Below are 15431 nucleotides of genomic sequence, written 5' to 3'. Positions count from 1 at the left end.
CCCGCCGTGCCGGTGCGGCGATGGTCTGATCCTTGCTGAAGAGGGTGCAAAGGAGTTCGCGATGAATGCACCCGAACCAAGCCTTTCACATCTCGCCGAAGTCGTTCCGCCCCTCGAGCAGATCGTTGTCGCCTGCGCGATCGCCCAGAGCCAGCGCATCGGTGCGCAGCCGTTGATTCGGGGCCTCGACGATGCCGCTTTTGCCGCGCTTTGCGCCCGCTGCCTGCCCGATGTGCCGCTGACAAATGGTCGCAGTGCGAGTGCCCCTTTCGATGAGTTCGACGAGCTGTTTGCTTTGCTGTGCGACCACGCCTCACCGCGCGACGAGCTTTCCGTGTGGCTCGCGGCGGCAATCGCGACTGCCGCGCAACGTGACGAGCACCTTTGGCAGGACATGGGTTTGCCATCGCGTCGCGAGCTGTCGGCAATCCTCAATCTGCGTTTTCCGAGCCTGGCGGCACTCAACGATCGCGACATGAAGTGGAAGAAATTCTTCTACCGTCAGCTGTGTCTGCGCGCTGAGGTACCCATCTGCAAGTCGCCGAATTGCGCCGATTGCAGCGACCTTGCGGTGTGTTTCGGGCCCGAAGACTGATCCTTTCCGCGGTCTTCGCTATGATTGGCCACGTCCAGCGCCTTGGCCCGGCGCCAGAACGACAGGAGAGCAATACCGGTGATCAGATCGATTGTGGTGCTGTGCGCCGTATTTGGGGTTTGTTCGCCCGCGTGGGCGGACGAAGTGGCTGTCGCCGTTGCGGCCAATTTCTCGGCGCCGATGCGCCAGATCGCCGACGAGTTCGAGCGCGCGAGCGGCCACCATGTGCGTCTGTCTCCCGGCGCCACCGGGGCGCTGTATGCGCAGATCAAGAACGGCGCCCCGTTCGACCTGCTGCTCGCGGCCGACGATGAAACACCCGCGCGCCTGGAGCGGGAAGGCAACGCGGTGGCCGCCACGCGCTACACCTACGCAATCGGCAAGTTGGTTCTCTGGAGTGCCAAGCCCGGTGTGGTGGACGACAAGGGGGGCGTACTGCGGCAGGGAAACTTCGAGCGGCTTGCGATCGCGAACCCCAAGACTGCGCCTTACGGTGAGGCCGCGGTCGAGGCGCTGACCCGCCTTGGTCTCTACGCCGGATTGCAGGCGAAGCTGGTGCAGGGCAACAGCATCGCGCAGGCCTACCAGTTTGTCGCGAGCGGCAACGCCGAACTGGGCTTGCTCGCGCTGTCGCAAGTCTGGAAAGACGGCGCATTGGTAAGCGGCTCGGCCTGGATCGTGCCGGAGTCTCTCTACGCGCCAATCCGGCAGGATGCCGTCCTGCTTGCTCGTGGCGCTGACAAGGCGGCTGCGTTGGCCCTGCTTCAGTTCTTGAAGGGCGACAAGGCGAGGGCGGTCATCAGGGCCTACGGGTATGGGCTTTGAGCATTGCGGCGCCCATGACTGCGCTTGAATCCCAGGATTGGTCGGCGATCTGGCTGACGATCAAGCTTGCCGCAACGGTGACGCTGCTGCTGTTGCTGCTCGGAACCCCTATTGCGTGGTGGCTTGCGCATACACGATCGCGCTGGCGCAGCGTGGCGAGTGCGCTGGTCGCAATGCCTATCGTGTTGCCACCCACGGTATTGGGTTTCTACCTGTTGCTGTTGATGGGGCCCGACGGGCCGGTGGGGCGAGCAACGCAAGCGCTGGGCATCGGCCTGCTGCCATTCACGTTTGGTGGGCTCGTCGTCGCTTCCACGTTCTATTCGCTGCCATTCGTCGTGCAGCCGATCCAGAACGCCATGGAGGCCATCGGCCCGCGCCCGCTTGAAGTGGCCGCCACCTTGCGTGCCTCGCCGTGGGATGCGTTCTGGTCGGTCGTCGTGCCGCTTGCGCGACCCGGTTTTCTAGCCGGCGCTATCCTCGGCTTCGCCCATACGGTGGGCGAATTCGGTGTCGTGTTGATGATCGGCGGCAACATCCCGGGTGTGACACGTGTGGTGTCGGTGCAGATCTTCGACCATGTGGAAGCGCTCGAATATGCGCGCGCGCACTGGCTCGCTGCTGGCATGGTGGGCTTTTCGTTCATCGTGCTGCTGCTCCTCTACACCCTCAGTCCGCAGGCTCGGCGCAGCTGATATGGCCACTGACGAACAGCGGATACGCCTGCGCTTGCAGCATCGATACCCCGGTTTCGAACTCGAAGCGGATCTCGCGCTGCCCGGGCGCGGCGTAACGGTGCTGTTTGGCCATTCCGGATCGGGGAAGACCACGCTGTTGCGCTGCGTCGCAGGGTTGGAGCGCGCGGCCAGCGCGTACCTGTCGGTCAATGGCGAAGTCTGGCAAGACACAGAACGGTCTCACTTCTTGCCGACCTGGCGTCGTCCGATCGGTTTCGTATTCCAGGAAGCGAGCCTGTTCCCGCATCTCGATGTGCGCGGAAACCTCGCCTACGGTAGCAAGCGTGCCGCGGCGACGGGTGGCGTGCTGACACTGCCGAAGGTCGCCGCCTTGCTGGGTATTGAGCATCTATTGGGCCGCGCCACCGATCGGTTGTCCGGGGGCGAGCGGCAGCGCGTCGCGATCGCGCGGGCCCTGCTTACGCAACCCCGTCTGCTGTTGATGGACGAACCGCTCTCTGCCTTGGACGCGGCGCGCAAGCAGGAGATCCTGCCCTACCTCGAACGGCTGCACGACGAGCTTGAGATCCCGTTGCTCTACGTGACGCACCAGGTCGAGGAGGCTGCGCGCCTGGCAGACCATCTGGTGCTGCTCGAACAGGGCAAGGTGCTGGCTAGTGCGCCGCTGGACGAAGCTCTGTCGCGGCTCGATCTGCCGCTCGCGCGGGAGCACGAGGCCGGGGTTGTGATCAGCGCAGAGGTCGTGGGCCACGATGAGCACTGGCATCTCACTCAACTGCGCTTTTCCGGTGGCGACATTGCGGTTTCGCAACGCCCGCTGAACGTGGGTCGATCGGTGCGTGTCCGTATCCTCGCCCGTGATGTCAGCATCGCATTGAGCGGGGATAACGCATCGAGCATCCAGAACCGATTCGCCTGCACTATTCGCGATATCGTTCCGGCTGACGATCCGTCGCAGTGTCTCGTCGGACTCGTCGCATCCGGCGTTCCTCTGTTCGCAAGGCTTACCCGGCGTGCTGTCAGCCAGTTAGGCCTAACGCCAGGCCTCGCGGTGTGGGCCCAGATCAAGGCCGTGGCACTGCTTGAGTGAGCGGCCGCCCGGCCGCGATGCGACCTCGCGGCTTGGCGACCGCACTGCATGAAACGAAGCGGCTCGGCCTAGCCGCCCACCGTGTCATGCCCGTTCTTCGCGCCGCATCCACAGGCACGCGGCTCGCCACCGGCGCCGCGTCCTCCGCATCCAGCGTTGTTACGGGTGGCTGACTTCTCATGCCCGCCACAACACGCCTTTTCCGTGGTGGGCTTCCCGATCAGTCGCTTGAATGCTGCGCCTAGACCATGTGCTGCCTTGCACGGGATACCGTGCGTAATTCGGCAGACGGTTTCGTGAAGTGATGAGGATGCGGGGTCGGGCTTGGGATCACACATGGCAGGCCTTGTTAGGGGTGTTGAGGATTTGCTCGGGCGGCTTACTCGGCGCTTGGAAATAGCGCCAGCGCTTGTCGCGCGCACTGAGTCAGCCATGCGCTGCGGCATTCATCTGAACTGCCGATCACCGGTTCGAAGTTGATGCGCTCGACCTTGTCGATGCCGCAGAAACCCCAAACACAGCGCTTCCACAAGTTGTCGAGCGGATCGCCGTAGCGTTCGAGTTCCGCTTCGCGGGGGGTGTTTGAGGTCGTGACCACCAAGGCGGCGCGGGCCTTGAGTTGGCCGATAACGACGCCTTCGCCACGGTCGTTGGTACCGAAGCGGTAGGCCTCGCCCGGCCTGAGGACGCGGTCGAGCCAGCCTTTCAGAATGGCCGGCGGCTGGCCCCACCAGTTTGGATGTACGACGACGATGCCGTCGGCCGCGAGGACGGCGTCCGCGTGCTCGCGAATCAGTGGTGGCGCCACGTTGCCGCGCAGCAACTCGTCCTCGGTGAAATTGGGGTCGAAGCGCTCGGCGCAGAGGTCGCGCAGCGTAACGGTGTGGCCCACTGCGGCCAGCTCACTCGCGATGCGTTGTGCGATGCCGTGGTTGAAGCTGCCCAAACGTGGATGGGCGAGAACGATCAGGATATTCATCGGTCGCGATCGTGCGTCAGCAACACTCGATTTCGATCTGGTCGAGCAGGGCGAGCGCCGTCTCGTCGTCATGCATCTCGAGTTGCTCCCGCAGAATGTTCAGGTGCGCATGGATCAGGAACAGCGGGTCATGCTTGGGGCCGCTTTCCGCAGCGAGCTTGCGAGCGAACAATTGCCAGAATCCGTTGGTGCGGGCGGGATCATCGATGTAACGCCGCAGCAGGGCGACGAGCCGCTGCGCTTGGCCGCTACAGTCGAGGCCGACGAAGCTGCAGTATCGGTCGCGTGTCGGGCTGTCGGCCTGAGGCGTGTTTGCCAGTTCAGTCTTCATCGTCGGTCAGGGCAATCGCGAGGCCGCTGGCGGTATCCGCACTGCTGGTCAGTGCCGCGCAGTGCCCCGCGGTGTTGATGCCGTAGAGCGCAAACCCTTCGCCCCGTGCGAGCGGTTGCAGGCGGGAGGGAATGTCGTTGTCGCTGCAAAGCGTGAACGGCATGCCAGGGAAGGCTTCGCGTAACGCGGTATCTACGCCCGCCTGGCGTGCCTTGCCGTGAGCCAGCGCGCCGCACACCTGTTTGAGAAAGTCCGCGGTGATCATGCGTCTTCGTCCGCTGTGGCGAAGCGTTCGAGCGATGGCGGGGTGACCCCCATCACACGGGCCAACCATGGCGGCGGACTCGCGAGGGAGGCTTGAAGGCGAACCGCACTGTCGCGTGCAGGGCCGGGCAGGGGGATCTTCACCGGATGCACGTTGGCGCGGATCACCTTGGCCGCCGCAGGGCCTCCGATCGATTGGACGTAGAGCACATCGCAATCAGCGATGAGGGCTGAGCGGGCGACGTTCTTATCCTCGGCATGATCGGCTTCGAGCGTTGAGCGCACGTCAACCAGGCGCAATTCGTCGGCTGAAACCTGGTAGATGAGGAAGCGCTCGCAGGAACCGAAATGTCCATCCAGCATTTCACCGTTGTTCGAGGCGCATGCAAGCCGAACTGAGCGCGGCATGTCGCCATCGGTATAGGCATCTGGCCGCGGTAGTTCGCTGCCCGTCACGCCCTCGCCCCAAAGCAGTCGCACTGCTTTCTTGAGATCTTCCTTTTCGGCGACGCAGATGCCACCGTCTCCGTCCATCGCCTCGCGCAAGAACTCCACCGAACAACCGGCGAGCTTCGTTTCCGATAACGGCAGATCGAGCTTCTCTGCAAGGGCCAGCGTCAGTTCGCGCGGGCTGACTTCCAGTGCCCTTGCGGCAAGGCCAATACGCAGCGCGGCTTCACGCGTGATCGATGTGTTCATGGCGAGCTCCGGACTTCCGAGACGAGGGCAACTGCGGCGGTGCTGTGCCATTGCTGCACGACACCGCCGCCGCGGGTCACATGTAGACGATGCAAGCGTCGCCCGAGGCACAGGTGGCCTGGCAGCGCGGGCCTTCGTCGTGGTCTTCGCATTCGTTACAGGTGTCGGCTTTGATCTTGACGATGCCGCCCTTGTCGAAGATCGAGTTGGTCGGGCAGACCTTGATGCAGTCGCCACAGCTGCTGCATTCGGCGACGATGATTTTCATTGCCATGATGGTTCTCCTAGCTATTCGACGCCGTCCACCCGACGGGCTCGCACCGAGATGGGCAGCCGTGCAGGGGCCGGGATCGGATCGATGAAGTAGACGCCCCCGTTACCGAGCCGGATTTCGCCACCCCACTTCTCAGGGGTGTCGAATTCGATCGAGGTGATTCGGTCCTCGATGTCGCGCTTGGGCAGGTAGAACGACAACCCACCATCTGGGGCCTTGCGTACCATGATGTTGGCCATGTCTTGGCTCCGGGTTCGTCGAGTCGGCGTGCCGTCGCGGAGCAAAAACGCGATCGGCACGCCGTGCTCGGCTGTGCTGGGTTCAGCGAACGATGTCGAAGTTGTAGTCGGTGTCGTTCATGAACTTGGTCTTCTCGTCCAGCCGCTCCAGTACTGCATTGGTCAGCGTGGTGACGAGGTACATGCCGCCCTCGTAGCCCAGCGTGGTCATGCGGTGCAGGTGGTGGCGATCGAAGATCGGAAAGCCCAGGCGGATCAGCGGCACTTCGAACTCCGGCCCCTTGTAGAGCGTGTCGCGCTGGATCGTCTTGCCGTAGGTGCTGCCAACGATGAAGTCCGGCTTGTCGGTGAAGCACAGGCTGCGCATGTGCCACAGGTCGCAGCCCGGGTACAGCTTGGCGTGCACACCGTAGGGCGAGGATTCGAGCAGCTTCTTCATCGCCTTTTCCCAACGCTTGTTGCTGTTGTTGCAGACGATGTGGGTCGGCTCGATGCCCAGTTCCAGCATCACCTTGGTGAGCCCCAGCAGGAAGTCGGGGTCGCCGAACAGCGCCATCTTCTTGCCGTGCAGCCAGGCGTGCGAGTCGGTCATCATGTCGACCAGGCGACCGCGCTCCTTGAGCAGCGATTCGGGGATCGGCTTGCCGGTGACTTCGGACACCTTCATCAGGAACTCGTCAGTCCACTCGACACCCATCGGGATGTTGAGCTTCGGCACCTCGTGGTTCCAGGTCGACTCGATGAACTTCTTGCTCTTCTCGAGCGAAGTCGGTTGCAGCATCAGCGTGGTGATGGCGTTCGGCGCGTCCTTCACTTCGTCGATCGTCGTGCCGCCGGCATACATCTGGTATTCGCCATTCGCCGGGGTGTCCAGCACTTCTTCCGGATCGCACAGGAAGGTGTAGTCGACGTCCATCTCCTTGAGCATCCGCTTGATGACGCGGTAGTTGCCCAGGTAGGTCTCGAAGCCCGGAACGATGTTGATCTTCTTGTTGCTGCCAACCACCTTGCCGTCCATCGTCGCTTGCGTGAAGTAGCTGACGATGCCCTCGAACATGTTGTCCCAGCCGGTGATGTGCGATCCGACGAAGGAGGGGGTGTTCGCGTAGGGGATCGGGAAGTCCTTCTCGACGTGGCCTTCCTTGCGCGCGTTGCCGATGAAGGCGCCGAGGTCGTCGCCGATGACTTCCGCGATACAGGTGGTGCACACCGCGATCATTTTCGCGTCGTACAGTTTGGTCGCGTTCTGCAGGCCTTCGTGCACATTCTTCTGGCCACCGAACACCGCCGCGTCTTCAGTCATCGAGTCGGCGATGAAGGCAATCGGCTCTTTGAAGTGACGGTTGAAGTAGGTGCGGAAGTAAGCGACGCAGCCTTGCGAGCCGTGGATGTAGACCATGGTCTTCTCGAAACCCATGCCGCACAGGGCGCCGCCGAGCGGCTGGCAGACCTTGGCCGGGTTGATCGTCAGCGCTTCGCGCTTGAAATTGAGGTCCTGGTATTCCTGGGTGGTCGTCCAGGCAAAGGTCTCGGCGATCTTCTCTTTCGAGACGGTCTCTTCAAAGGTCTCGCGCTTGTTCTTGATGAGCTCGCGATACTCCGGCTCGTTGAAGAGCGGGAAACACGGTTTCGTATCTTCGACGGTTTGCATCTTGCATCTCCTTGCCCGGCCAACTAGCTGTGGACGCGGGCGAAGCTTGATCGGCCGTGCGGCGGTAGCCACACGTGCTCACACGGACTTTTCTTGGGGCGGGCGGCTACGCGCTGCAGACCGGAATCCGGGGCAGGGGAGCCCCCCGGATTCCGCAGTACGGCAAGCGCGTAGGCTCAAGCGGCCTTGAGATCGTCAGCGCTGGTTTCTTCCTTGAGCCAAGGCGCCTTGAGCATTCCCCAGCAGGGGTTATTCACGGTCATGTCCATATCGCGGGCAAAGACCGCGAAACCATCGAAACCGTGATAGGGGCCGGAGTAGTCCCACGAGTGGAGCTGGCGGAAAGGCACGCCCATCTTGTGGAAGGCGTACTTCTCCTTGATGCCGGAGCCGATCAGATCGGGCTTGAGCTTGCGGACGAACTCTTCGAACTCGTAGCCGGTCACGTCGTCGTAGATGAGGGTGGCGTCCTTCATCTCTTTCATCGTGCGGTCGTAGTCATCGTTGTGCGCGAACTCGTAACCGGCGCCGATCACCTCCATGCCCAGATCTTCATAGGCACCGATGGTGTGGCGCGGACGCAGGCCGCCGACGTAAAGCATTACCTTCTTGCCTTGCAGGCGCGGCTTGTACTTAGCGATGATCGCGTTCATCGCCGGCGTGTACTTGGCGATGACGCGCTCGGCGCCTTCCTTGATCGTGTCGTCGAAGTGCGAGGCGATGTCGCGCAGGCTCTCGGCGATCTTGCTCGGGCCGAAGAAGTTGTACTCGAGCCAGGGGATCGCGTACTTCTCTTCCATGTGCCGCGCGATGTAGTTCATCGAGCGGTAGCAGTGGAGCAGGTTCAGCTTCACCTTCGGCGTGTTTTCCATTTCCGCCAGGGTGCCGTCACCCGACCACTGGGCGACGACCCGCAGGCCCATCTCTTCGAGCAGGATGCGCGATGCCCACGCGTCGCCACCGATGTTGTAGTCACCCAGGATCGCAACGTCGTAAGGCGTGCTCTCGAACGCCTGATCGTCGCGGTTAGAGATGATCCAGTCGCGCACCGCGTCGTTCGCGATGTGGTGACCCAGCGATTGCGATACACCGCGGAAGCCTTCGCAGCGCACCGGGATGATCGTCTTGCCGATCTCGGCCGCCTTCTTCTTCGACACCGCCTCGATGTCGTCACCGATCAGGCCGACCGGGCATTCGGACTGCACCGAGATGCCCTTCGACAGCGGGAAGAGGCCCTCGAGTTCATCGATCAGCTTGGCGAGTTTCTTGTCGCCGCCGAAGACGATGTCCTTCTCCTGAAAGTCGGAGGTGAAGTTGATGTCGCAGAAGGAATCCACGCCCGAGGTGCCGGCGTAGTAGTTGCGGCGGCCGCCGCGCGAGTAGGCGCCACAGCCCACCGGGCCGTGCGAGATGTCGATGATGTCCTTGATCGGGCCCCACACCACACCTTTCGAACCAGCGTAGGCGCAGCCGCGCTGGGTCATCACGCCTGGCACCGACTTGCGGTTCGACGTGATGCACTTCTTCGATTGCTCGATGGTCTTGTCGTTCACCATCAAGTGTTTGGCGCGGTCCTTCTTGGCCTTCTCGGGGTAGACCTCAAGCACCTCTTCAATGAGGGCCTGGGCCGCTTCGCGGGTCAGTTCAGTCATTACGTTCTCCCTGCGCCGGCCCCTAGCCGGACACGGCGCACTGGTTCAATCGCTGGATCGTGAAGTGGCTGAATCAGACTGCGAGTTCGGCGGCGGTCTTGCCGACGATCTTCTCGTCTTCCACTTCCATGATCCCGAACTCCATCAGCAGTTCTTCCAGCTCTTCCATTTCGAGCGGATTCGGGATCACGAACTTCTTGTTCTCGACGATCTTGCGTGCGAGTTCGCGGTACTCGTCGGCCTGCTTGGCGGTCGGGTCGTATTCGATGACCGTCATGCGGCGGATCTCGGCGTGCTGCACAACGTTGTCGCGCGGTACGAAATGGATCATCTGGGTGCCGATCTTCTCGGCCAGCGCGATGATCAGTTCGTCTTCGCGATCGGTCTTGCGGCTGTTGCAGATCAGGCCGGCAAGGCGAACGCCGCCCGAATTGGCGTACTTCACGATGCCCTTCGAGATGTTGTTGGCGGCGTACATCGCCATCATCTCGCCCGACACGACAATGTAGATTTCCTGCGCCTTGCCTTCGCGGATCGGCATCGCGAAACCGCCACACACCACGTCGCCCAGAACGTCGTAGAACACGAAGTCGAGGTCGTCGGAGTAAGCACCTTCTTCTTCGAGGAAGTTGATCGCGGTGATCACGCCACGGCCGGCACAACCGACGCCCGGTTCCGGGCCACCGGACTCGGCGCATTTGATGCCCTTGAAGCCGATCTGCAGCACGTCTTCCAGTTCGAGATCTTCGACAGACCCGGCGTCAGCGGCCAGTTGCATCACGGTGTTCTGCATCTTGGCGTGCAGGATCAGGCGGGTGGAGTCGGCCTTCGGATCGCAGCCGACGATCATCACCTTCTTGCCGGCCTCGGCCAGAGCGGCGACGAGGTTCTGCGTGGTGGTCGACTTGCCGATGCCGCCCTTGCCGTAAATCGCGCATTGACGAAGCTTTGCCATGGTGCTTCTCCTTGAGGGAAACGTTTTTCGGGTCAGGCACATGAGTTGCGTGAAATCGGGCAATCACCGCACTGACGTCTCGCACTCAAAATCGCAATGCGCGTGCCAGACCCGTCGAAATCGCTTCAAGCTTCTGAAAAACAAGGAGAAAACGTGGTTGACGGTGCTACGAGTGGCAGTGCGGCATGCGACAAAGCGCCGGCACTGTGTAGGGATGGCGACAAGGCTTGCGACAATCCGACGCTGCCGCCATGGGCGCGCCTATCGATCAACCGCTGCAATCTGCCTGCGGTAATCCTGGGCAGCTACACCTATCAGCAGCATCCCTCTGCACTGGTGCTCGACGGCGTGCTGGAGTTGCACCGCGACTTCTTTGCGCTGCTCGATGCAGAACCCTCAGAGGATGTTCGCCTGCAGCGCTTCTACGACTACATGAGCGTGAGTTTCAGGCTTGATGCGCTGGAAGACGCAGGCTATTCGCAAGGCGTATCGAAGCGGCGCGGCAGGCTCAATTACCTGAAGCTGATCCGCGGCTGGCACTTCAACTCAGACAGCGTGGAGGGCGCTGTACTCAAGGCGTGGGTCGAGTCCCGCTTCGGCCTTTTGCCGCGTCATCATCGCGCGCCGATTCGAGATTTTTCGGGCGAACCTTATCGCCTGTACCTGGAACAGCGCGCAACCGGGCTGTACAACACCAATGCGCTCGAGGCGCAGTTGGACCTCGTCTACACCTGGACCCAGTACGAACTCAAACGGCGCTTCCCGGATACGAGCCATTTCACGCTATTCCGCGGCCTCAACCGCTGGGAAGCACATGAGATTCTTGGTGAGCACGACGGCCAGTCGCTCGTGCTGCTCAATAACGTCAATTCCTTTACCTTCCAGCGCGAACGCGCCGAGGAGTTCGGCGATAGCGTGATCCGAACCCAGGTACCTGTACCCCGCGTGCTCTGCCTTGCGCGCCTGATGGCCGCGCGTCTGCAGGGTGAGGACGAAGTGCTTGCGATTGGCGGGGTCTATGGTGTCGATGGAATCTAGCGGTGCCCCGAGCGCTGGTCCGCCTCATCCCAAGAATTGCTTGATTGGCGCTGCGAAGCGGCAAGCGCTAATTGGCAGCGCGTCGATCGCGCACCGCTACGGGCTGAGCATAAAAAAGAATCAGGCCGCTGTGAGCGGCAAGAATGTGTCTAAGGAGTCCGGGGCGATTCAACCGCCATTTCATCAAAATCCTCGTCCCATCGTCCGGATGCAAAAGCGGCAATCGCAAGATCCGAGTCGTCCTGATGAAAATACCCGGATGCAGAGATGGCAAGACTCCTGAACACAAGCATCCCCACATCCTCGTAGACTTGACTGTCGAGAAGCAGGAGCTCCTTCAAGCGGTCTATCTTTGGGGGGAGAACACGGCAACACCACGCACAGAGCGATTGGTGCATGTCCGCGGAAACCCCAGCTCCACTAGGGCATTCTCCTTTGAATAAGTCGCCGATACACCGCTTCTGTATTCGACTCGCTCCTTTAGGGCATTCGAACTGGTTCGATCAGGTGCCCCCCAAAGGCCTTCGACCTCATCCGGTGACATACCAAACTTAACGGCCTCGACACCGACATAGGGTTCAAGGCGGAATATTTGCGTGACATCCATTGGTGAAGTTCCGGTGTCACGATGTTTGACGTCATTTGCGCAGCAGCCGGCCCGCCTGGCGAGCCGGGGCGCATGACCTGTCTCAGCCTTTAGCCATCTGCGCCACGTCGGCCATGACTTGCAACTCGGTAACTTGCGAAAGGATGCTCAGGTGTATATGAGCGTTGAGCTTTTGCAGCCGGTTCAGCGAGGGCTCACCGCCAAGGGCCAGCGCGGGCACGAAGCCGTACATGGTGTCGTGGTCAAGGGGGCCGAGTGTGGCTAAAGCGCGCTCGAACAGTGGCTGATCGTCGCTATCGGTGACATCGTAGGTATCGCGAGAGGTGCTGCTGAAAAACAGCTGTAAGGTTAGGTCCGGACCGTCTTCTTTGAACTCTTCCAGATCGAAAGCAGGGAAGGCAAGCCCGTCGGGTGCGTTGATCCTTAAGGACTGTCCACTGTTGGTACCCCATAAAACCAGCTTTCCAAAAGCCGACCGCGCGATGACGTAGTAGGCATCCCGTTCCATGAACGGCGTATCCCCAATCCAGTCATCCAGCACCTCTTCCCATTCGTCTGGATCCACTGTCCAGAACAAACCCTTTGCATAGCCGCACCAACCGTACTCTTGCCAGTACTCCAGGAGCTTGTCAGGCAGCTTGCCGCGGAACTTGGCGATTTTCTCTGGCGGTACGTCACGCCGCGCTATGGGCGGTCCAAAACCTTCGTACTCTAGAAAGTTCTCCATGAATTGATCCATGCGCACGTCTCCTTTTGCTATTTGCAGCGCTTCAGCTTGGCATTCATCTTCGTGTCGCCACGCTCATGTGCCGGGACTTCCTTGGCGGCCTTGTCGAGTTCACCTACACGATCTTTCCACTGTGAGCCGATGGATGAATTGACGCCCTTATCTCCCATTGAAGTCACCACGTCTTTGCCGCCAGCAATCATATCGGGGTTATGCAGGGCAGCCAGAGTCTTCATTCGGTCGGTAGCCATTGCTGCTGCTTGTTGCTGGGCCTCCGATCCCAGAACACCTTGCTTGTTGAGTTGTTTCTTGAACCTCTCAGTCAGTTCCTTGCTGTACTCAGCTCTGGCCCTCTGCTGTGCCGCCCCGGTCCCATGCCGCCCAATCTCTTGGTACTTCGCCCGACCTTCCAGGTACTCCTTGATACTCAACTTATTGAGGCCGCGCTCCTGATCAAGGAGTTGCCGATCATATTCGGCTGGGTCGCCTTTTGAGTTCTTCTTGAAGCACTTGACCTGGTGCTCCTTCATTCGCTGGGCTTTGACCTTCCCCCCATCCTTGCCTTTGCCCGCCTTCTCCGCCGCTTCCTTCTCCGCCTTCTCCGCGGCTTCTTTTGCAGCCTTCTCGGCTGCTTCCTTCGCTGCGCGATCGGCGGCTTCTTTGGTCGCTTTGGCGCCGGCCTCTGCCGCCATTTTCGCACCGCGCCGGCCTGCCTTGGCGGCCGAGGCGCCCCAGCCGGCGAACGGAATGGCCGAGGCGAGCGAAAGGCTCGCCCCAATCCAGTCGCCGCGCGCGGCACTGATGCCCGCGTTGGCCAGGTCTGCGATTTCGCCCACACCGGGGATCAGTCCTACGACATCCAGCCCGAGCTGAACGCCGTCCATAATCTGTGCGCCGGTGCCGGCTTCTGCCGCGGTTTCAGCCTTGACCGGTGGATTGGCCTCTGCCGCAGGGATCTTGGGCGCACTGGGTGTGCCAACGATCTTGCCGACGGTGTTGCCCTTGCTCATGAGCCGTTCATCCAGAATTCGTCCTCATGACGCAGAATCGGCTTACCTTTGGCTCGCACCGTGCCGGAGTGGGCCTTCGGGTAACAGGTGCCGCCTACCGTACCGCTCTTGATGCCCTTGGCCACGCCTGCGGCGTCCCCGATCGTGCTGGGCACTTTGCTTTGGTCAAAGACCACCAGCGGTGCCCCATTGGCTCGCACATTGGGTACCACCGCCACGGCGTCACCCAGCTTGGCGATTACCGGATAGGGAATCGGAGGAGTGCTGTTGCCGATCGGTGTTTTGCACACGTCGGGCGCGAGGCTCACGACCAACCATTGCGTATCTTTGCGCGCGATGACTTGATCAGCCATGAACGCGTTCCTCTGTGCGGGGTTTGGCCATGCGCACCAGGGGGGCTTGCGGATTGACCTCGTAGCGGGTTTCTGCGACCCGAATCGGCAAGGACTCTGGTAAGACCAGGCGCCAGACCAGATCAATGCGCTGGGCATCGAGGTCGGCGATGAGCGTGTCGATGCGCATGGGCAGCGGCAGCAAGAGGCCGTCGTGCCAGCGCGTCAGCACGAAAGCACGGTGCCGCGGCAGCGCGCAGCGCAGCACGCTGTTGCCGTTCTGATCGCGCTGCACGCCCGGTGTGTCGGCAGCAGAAAGGTTGGTGAAGCTGAGCTGTTCGTCCCCCACGAGATAGGGCACTTGCTGATCGTCGGGGGCGCAGTTCCAGTAGCCAAAGTCAAAATCCTCGGGCAGGTTGGGGTGGCGTGTGTCGAGCCAGTGCTGATCGTAGGTGCCAGCGAGCGCGCGGCGCGGTTGCCAAGGCCGGGCCAGGGCGCCGAAGCCTGCAGGCTGGCATGCGGTGGGAGGTGTCGCGCTAGGCTTCTGTGCGTGCCGCCAGAAGTCTCTGGCGCTCACCCGTGCGCTTGGCCGTTCAATCCGTGGTGCGGGTACGCTGCGCGTGCGTGTGGCTTTCAACCACCAGCTGCTGACGGCACCATGCCCGAGTGGGTTGTACTCACACGCGTCGTGCGCAATGGCCTGTTGAGTCTCGGGCGCCTGGGCATCCGGATGCTCGGCGCGCTGCGTCGGCGTCAGGCGCGCATTCTTCGGGACGCGCTTGGCTGCTGCCTCGCCGGCGTTGATCCGGCTCTGGCCGCCCCAGGCGTATTCGTACCGCAGCGGCAAGGTGGTGAAGGGTTTCGGAGCGGTCAGACGCCACGGCGTGGGCTTCATGACGCCCAAGCTCAGGATCTGCACGAGTTTGCCGAGCGGGGCAAGAGGCCAGGGCAGGCGCCGAAAGGATCGCTCGCCAGTCACGATCAGGGTTTTGTCGAGCAGCACCTCGCCGGGTTTGGGCGTCCGTTGGGCGCGTTGCTTGGCATCCTTCCAGGCATCAAGCGCTTCGGTTGAGGGAGCCATCAAGGGGTTGAGCCCGCGCGGTCGCTCAGGAATAGGCATCGCGCCATCCGGGCGCTGAATCCGGCAATTGACGCGCACCTGGGGCTGCGGGTGGTCCTGCGGCGTATGGGCACTGCCGATCACAATGATGTCGCAAGCCGGTTTGTACGGCGCCAGGTCGCTTTCCTGGCGCGGACTGCTGGTGTTGAGCGCCTCGAAGCATTCGTCCTGGATGCAGAGCGGTACCGCATCCTCATCCATCGGAGTGAGCACGGTTGCGCCCTGTGCGTCGAGCGTGATGCGGTAGCCCACCCGCATCACGATGGTTCGGTGCGGCGTATCTTGGGCATCGAGCGAGGCAAAGCAGAGCGCATCGAATGGCGTGAGGTTGCGAAATTCCATGGC

General features: G+C 61.8%; 19 protein-coding genes. 5 read left to right on the top strand and 14 right to left on the bottom strand.

The genetic code is table 11. The annotated features are described in order from the left end of the window. Positions 1–61 precede the first annotated feature (61 nt). From JY500_RS11715 to modC, 4 genes are all read left to right on the top strand, one after another. Complete coding sequence (locus tag JY500_RS11715) at positions 62–595, top strand: nitrogen fixation protein NifQ (RefSeq protein ID WP_206252531.1); 534 nt, start codon at positions 62–64, stop codon at positions 593–595. 81 nt (positions 596–676) lie between these two features. Further along, complete coding sequence (modA, locus tag JY500_RS11710) at positions 677–1420, top strand: molybdate ABC transporter substrate-binding protein (RefSeq protein ID WP_425493206.1); 744 nt, start codon at positions 677–679, stop codon at positions 1418–1420. Positions 1421–1434: 14 nt separating this feature from the next. Further along, positions 1435–2115 (top strand): molybdate ABC transporter permease subunit, encoded by a 681-nt coding sequence (gene modB / locus JY500_RS11705; protein ID WP_206252523.1) that lies wholly within the window; start codon positions 1435–1437, stop codon positions 2113–2115. Between the two features lies 1 nt (position 2116). After that, a complete protein-coding gene (gene modC, locus JY500_RS11700) occupies positions 2117–3208 on the top strand; it encodes a molybdenum ABC transporter ATP-binding protein (RefSeq protein WP_206252514.1) in 1092 nt (363 codons plus the stop codon). Positions 3209–3587: 379 nt separating this feature from the next. On the opposite strand, the gene JY500_RS11695 is transcribed toward modC, so the two are convergent. From JY500_RS11695 to nifH, 9 genes are all read right to left on the bottom strand, one after another. Beyond that, positions 3588–4187 carry an NAD(P)H-dependent oxidoreductase gene (locus tag JY500_RS11695; protein WP_206252512.1) on the bottom strand — a complete coding sequence of 200 codons (600 nt, stop codon included), beginning with the start codon at positions 4185–4187 and terminating at the stop codon, positions 3588–3590. A 16-nt stretch (positions 4188–4203) separates the two neighbouring features. Further along, positions 4204–4518 (bottom strand): N(2)-fixation sustaining protein CowN, encoded by a 315-nt coding sequence (gene cowN, locus JY500_RS11690; RefSeq protein WP_206252510.1) that lies wholly within the window; start codon positions 4516–4518, stop codon positions 4204–4206. Then, positions 4508–4783, bottom strand: a complete 276-nt coding sequence (locus JY500_RS11685) for a DUF6129 family protein (protein ID WP_206252508.1) — start codon at positions 4781–4783, stop codon at positions 4508–4510. Before JY500_RS11685 ends, cowN begins: the two co-directional genes overlap by 11 nt. Beyond that, positions 4780–5481 carry a dinitrogenase iron-molybdenum cofactor biosynthesis protein gene (locus tag JY500_RS11680; RefSeq protein ID WP_206252506.1) on the bottom strand — a complete coding sequence of 234 codons (702 nt, stop codon included), beginning with the start codon at positions 5479–5481 and terminating at the stop codon, positions 4780–4782. Before JY500_RS11680 ends, JY500_RS11685 begins: the two co-directional genes overlap by 4 nt. Positions 5482–5557: 76 nt before the next feature. Continuing rightward, on the bottom strand, positions 5558–5755 hold the full coding sequence (locus tag JY500_RS11675) for a 4Fe-4S binding protein (protein ID WP_172202850.1): 198 nt from the start codon (positions 5753–5755) through the stop codon (positions 5558–5560). 14 nt (positions 5756–5769) lie between these two features. After that, positions 5770–5994 carry a putative nitrogen fixation protein NifT gene (nifT, locus tag JY500_RS11670; RefSeq protein WP_172202849.1) on the bottom strand — a complete coding sequence of 75 codons (225 nt, stop codon included), beginning with the start codon at positions 5992–5994 and terminating at the stop codon, positions 5770–5772. An 82-nt stretch (positions 5995–6076) separates the two neighbouring features. Beyond that, positions 6077–7645, bottom strand: coding sequence for a nitrogenase molybdenum-iron protein subunit beta (gene nifK, locus JY500_RS11665; RefSeq protein WP_206252505.1), 1569 nt, complete (start codon positions 7643–7645; stop codon positions 6077–6079). A gap of 176 nt (positions 7646–7821) precedes the next feature. Beyond that, positions 7822–9297 (bottom strand): nitrogenase molybdenum-iron protein alpha chain, encoded by a 1476-nt coding sequence (gene nifD, locus JY500_RS11660; RefSeq protein WP_206252503.1) that lies wholly within the window; start codon positions 9295–9297, stop codon positions 7822–7824. A gap of 73 nt (positions 9298–9370) precedes the next feature. Beyond that, positions 9371–10252, bottom strand: coding sequence for a nitrogenase iron protein (nifH, locus tag JY500_RS11655; RefSeq protein WP_172202846.1), 882 nt, complete (start codon positions 10250–10252; stop codon positions 9371–9373). A 153-nt stretch (positions 10253–10405) separates the two neighbouring features. On the opposite strand from nifH, the gene JY500_RS11650 reads away from it, so the two are divergent. Next, positions 10406–11290, top strand: a complete 885-nt coding sequence (locus tag JY500_RS11650) for an NAD(+)--dinitrogen-reductase ADP-D-ribosyltransferase (protein ID WP_246479593.1) — start codon at positions 10406–10408, stop codon at positions 11288–11290. A 149-nt stretch (positions 11291–11439) separates the two neighbouring features. On the opposite strand, the gene JY500_RS11645 is transcribed toward JY500_RS11650, so the two are convergent. From JY500_RS11645 to JY500_RS11625, 5 genes are all read right to left on the bottom strand, one after another. Then, positions 11440–11631, bottom strand: a complete 192-nt coding sequence (locus JY500_RS11645) for a hypothetical protein (RefSeq protein WP_206252499.1) — start codon at positions 11629–11631, stop codon at positions 11440–11442. A gap of 348 nt (positions 11632–11979) precedes the next feature. Further along, a complete protein-coding gene (locus JY500_RS11640; protein WP_206252497.1) occupies positions 11980–12636 on the bottom strand; it encodes a GAD-like domain-containing protein in 657 nt (218 codons plus the stop codon). A 17-nt stretch (positions 12637–12653) separates the two neighbouring features. Then, entirely contained in the window at positions 12654–13634 is a 981-nt protein-coding gene (locus JY500_RS11635) for a polymorphic toxin type 15 domain-containing protein (RefSeq protein ID WP_206252495.1), read from the bottom strand. After that, the gene (locus JY500_RS11630; RefSeq protein WP_206252493.1) at positions 13631–13987 is read right to left on the bottom strand and encodes a DUF4150 domain-containing protein; all 357 of its coding nucleotides are present in this window, start codon (positions 13985–13987) and stop codon (positions 13631–13633) included. The genes JY500_RS11635 and JY500_RS11630 overlap by 4 nt, the downstream gene beginning before the upstream one ends. Then, positions 13980–15428 carry a DUF2169 family type VI secretion system accessory protein gene (locus JY500_RS11625; RefSeq protein ID WP_206252492.1) on the bottom strand — a complete coding sequence of 483 codons (1449 nt, stop codon included), beginning with the start codon at positions 15426–15428 and terminating at the stop codon, positions 13980–13982. The genes JY500_RS11630 and JY500_RS11625 overlap by 8 nt, the downstream gene beginning before the upstream one ends. Positions 15429–15431: the final 3 nt, after the last annotated feature.

It is taken from the genome of Niveibacterium microcysteis (assembly GCF_017161445.1).
GTDB classification, from domain to species: domain Bacteria; phylum Pseudomonadota; class Gammaproteobacteria; order Burkholderiales; family Rhodocyclaceae; genus Niveibacterium; species Niveibacterium microcysteis.
Note: the sequence above shows the minus strand (reverse complement) of the source record. Positions and strands in the feature narration are given on the sequence as shown.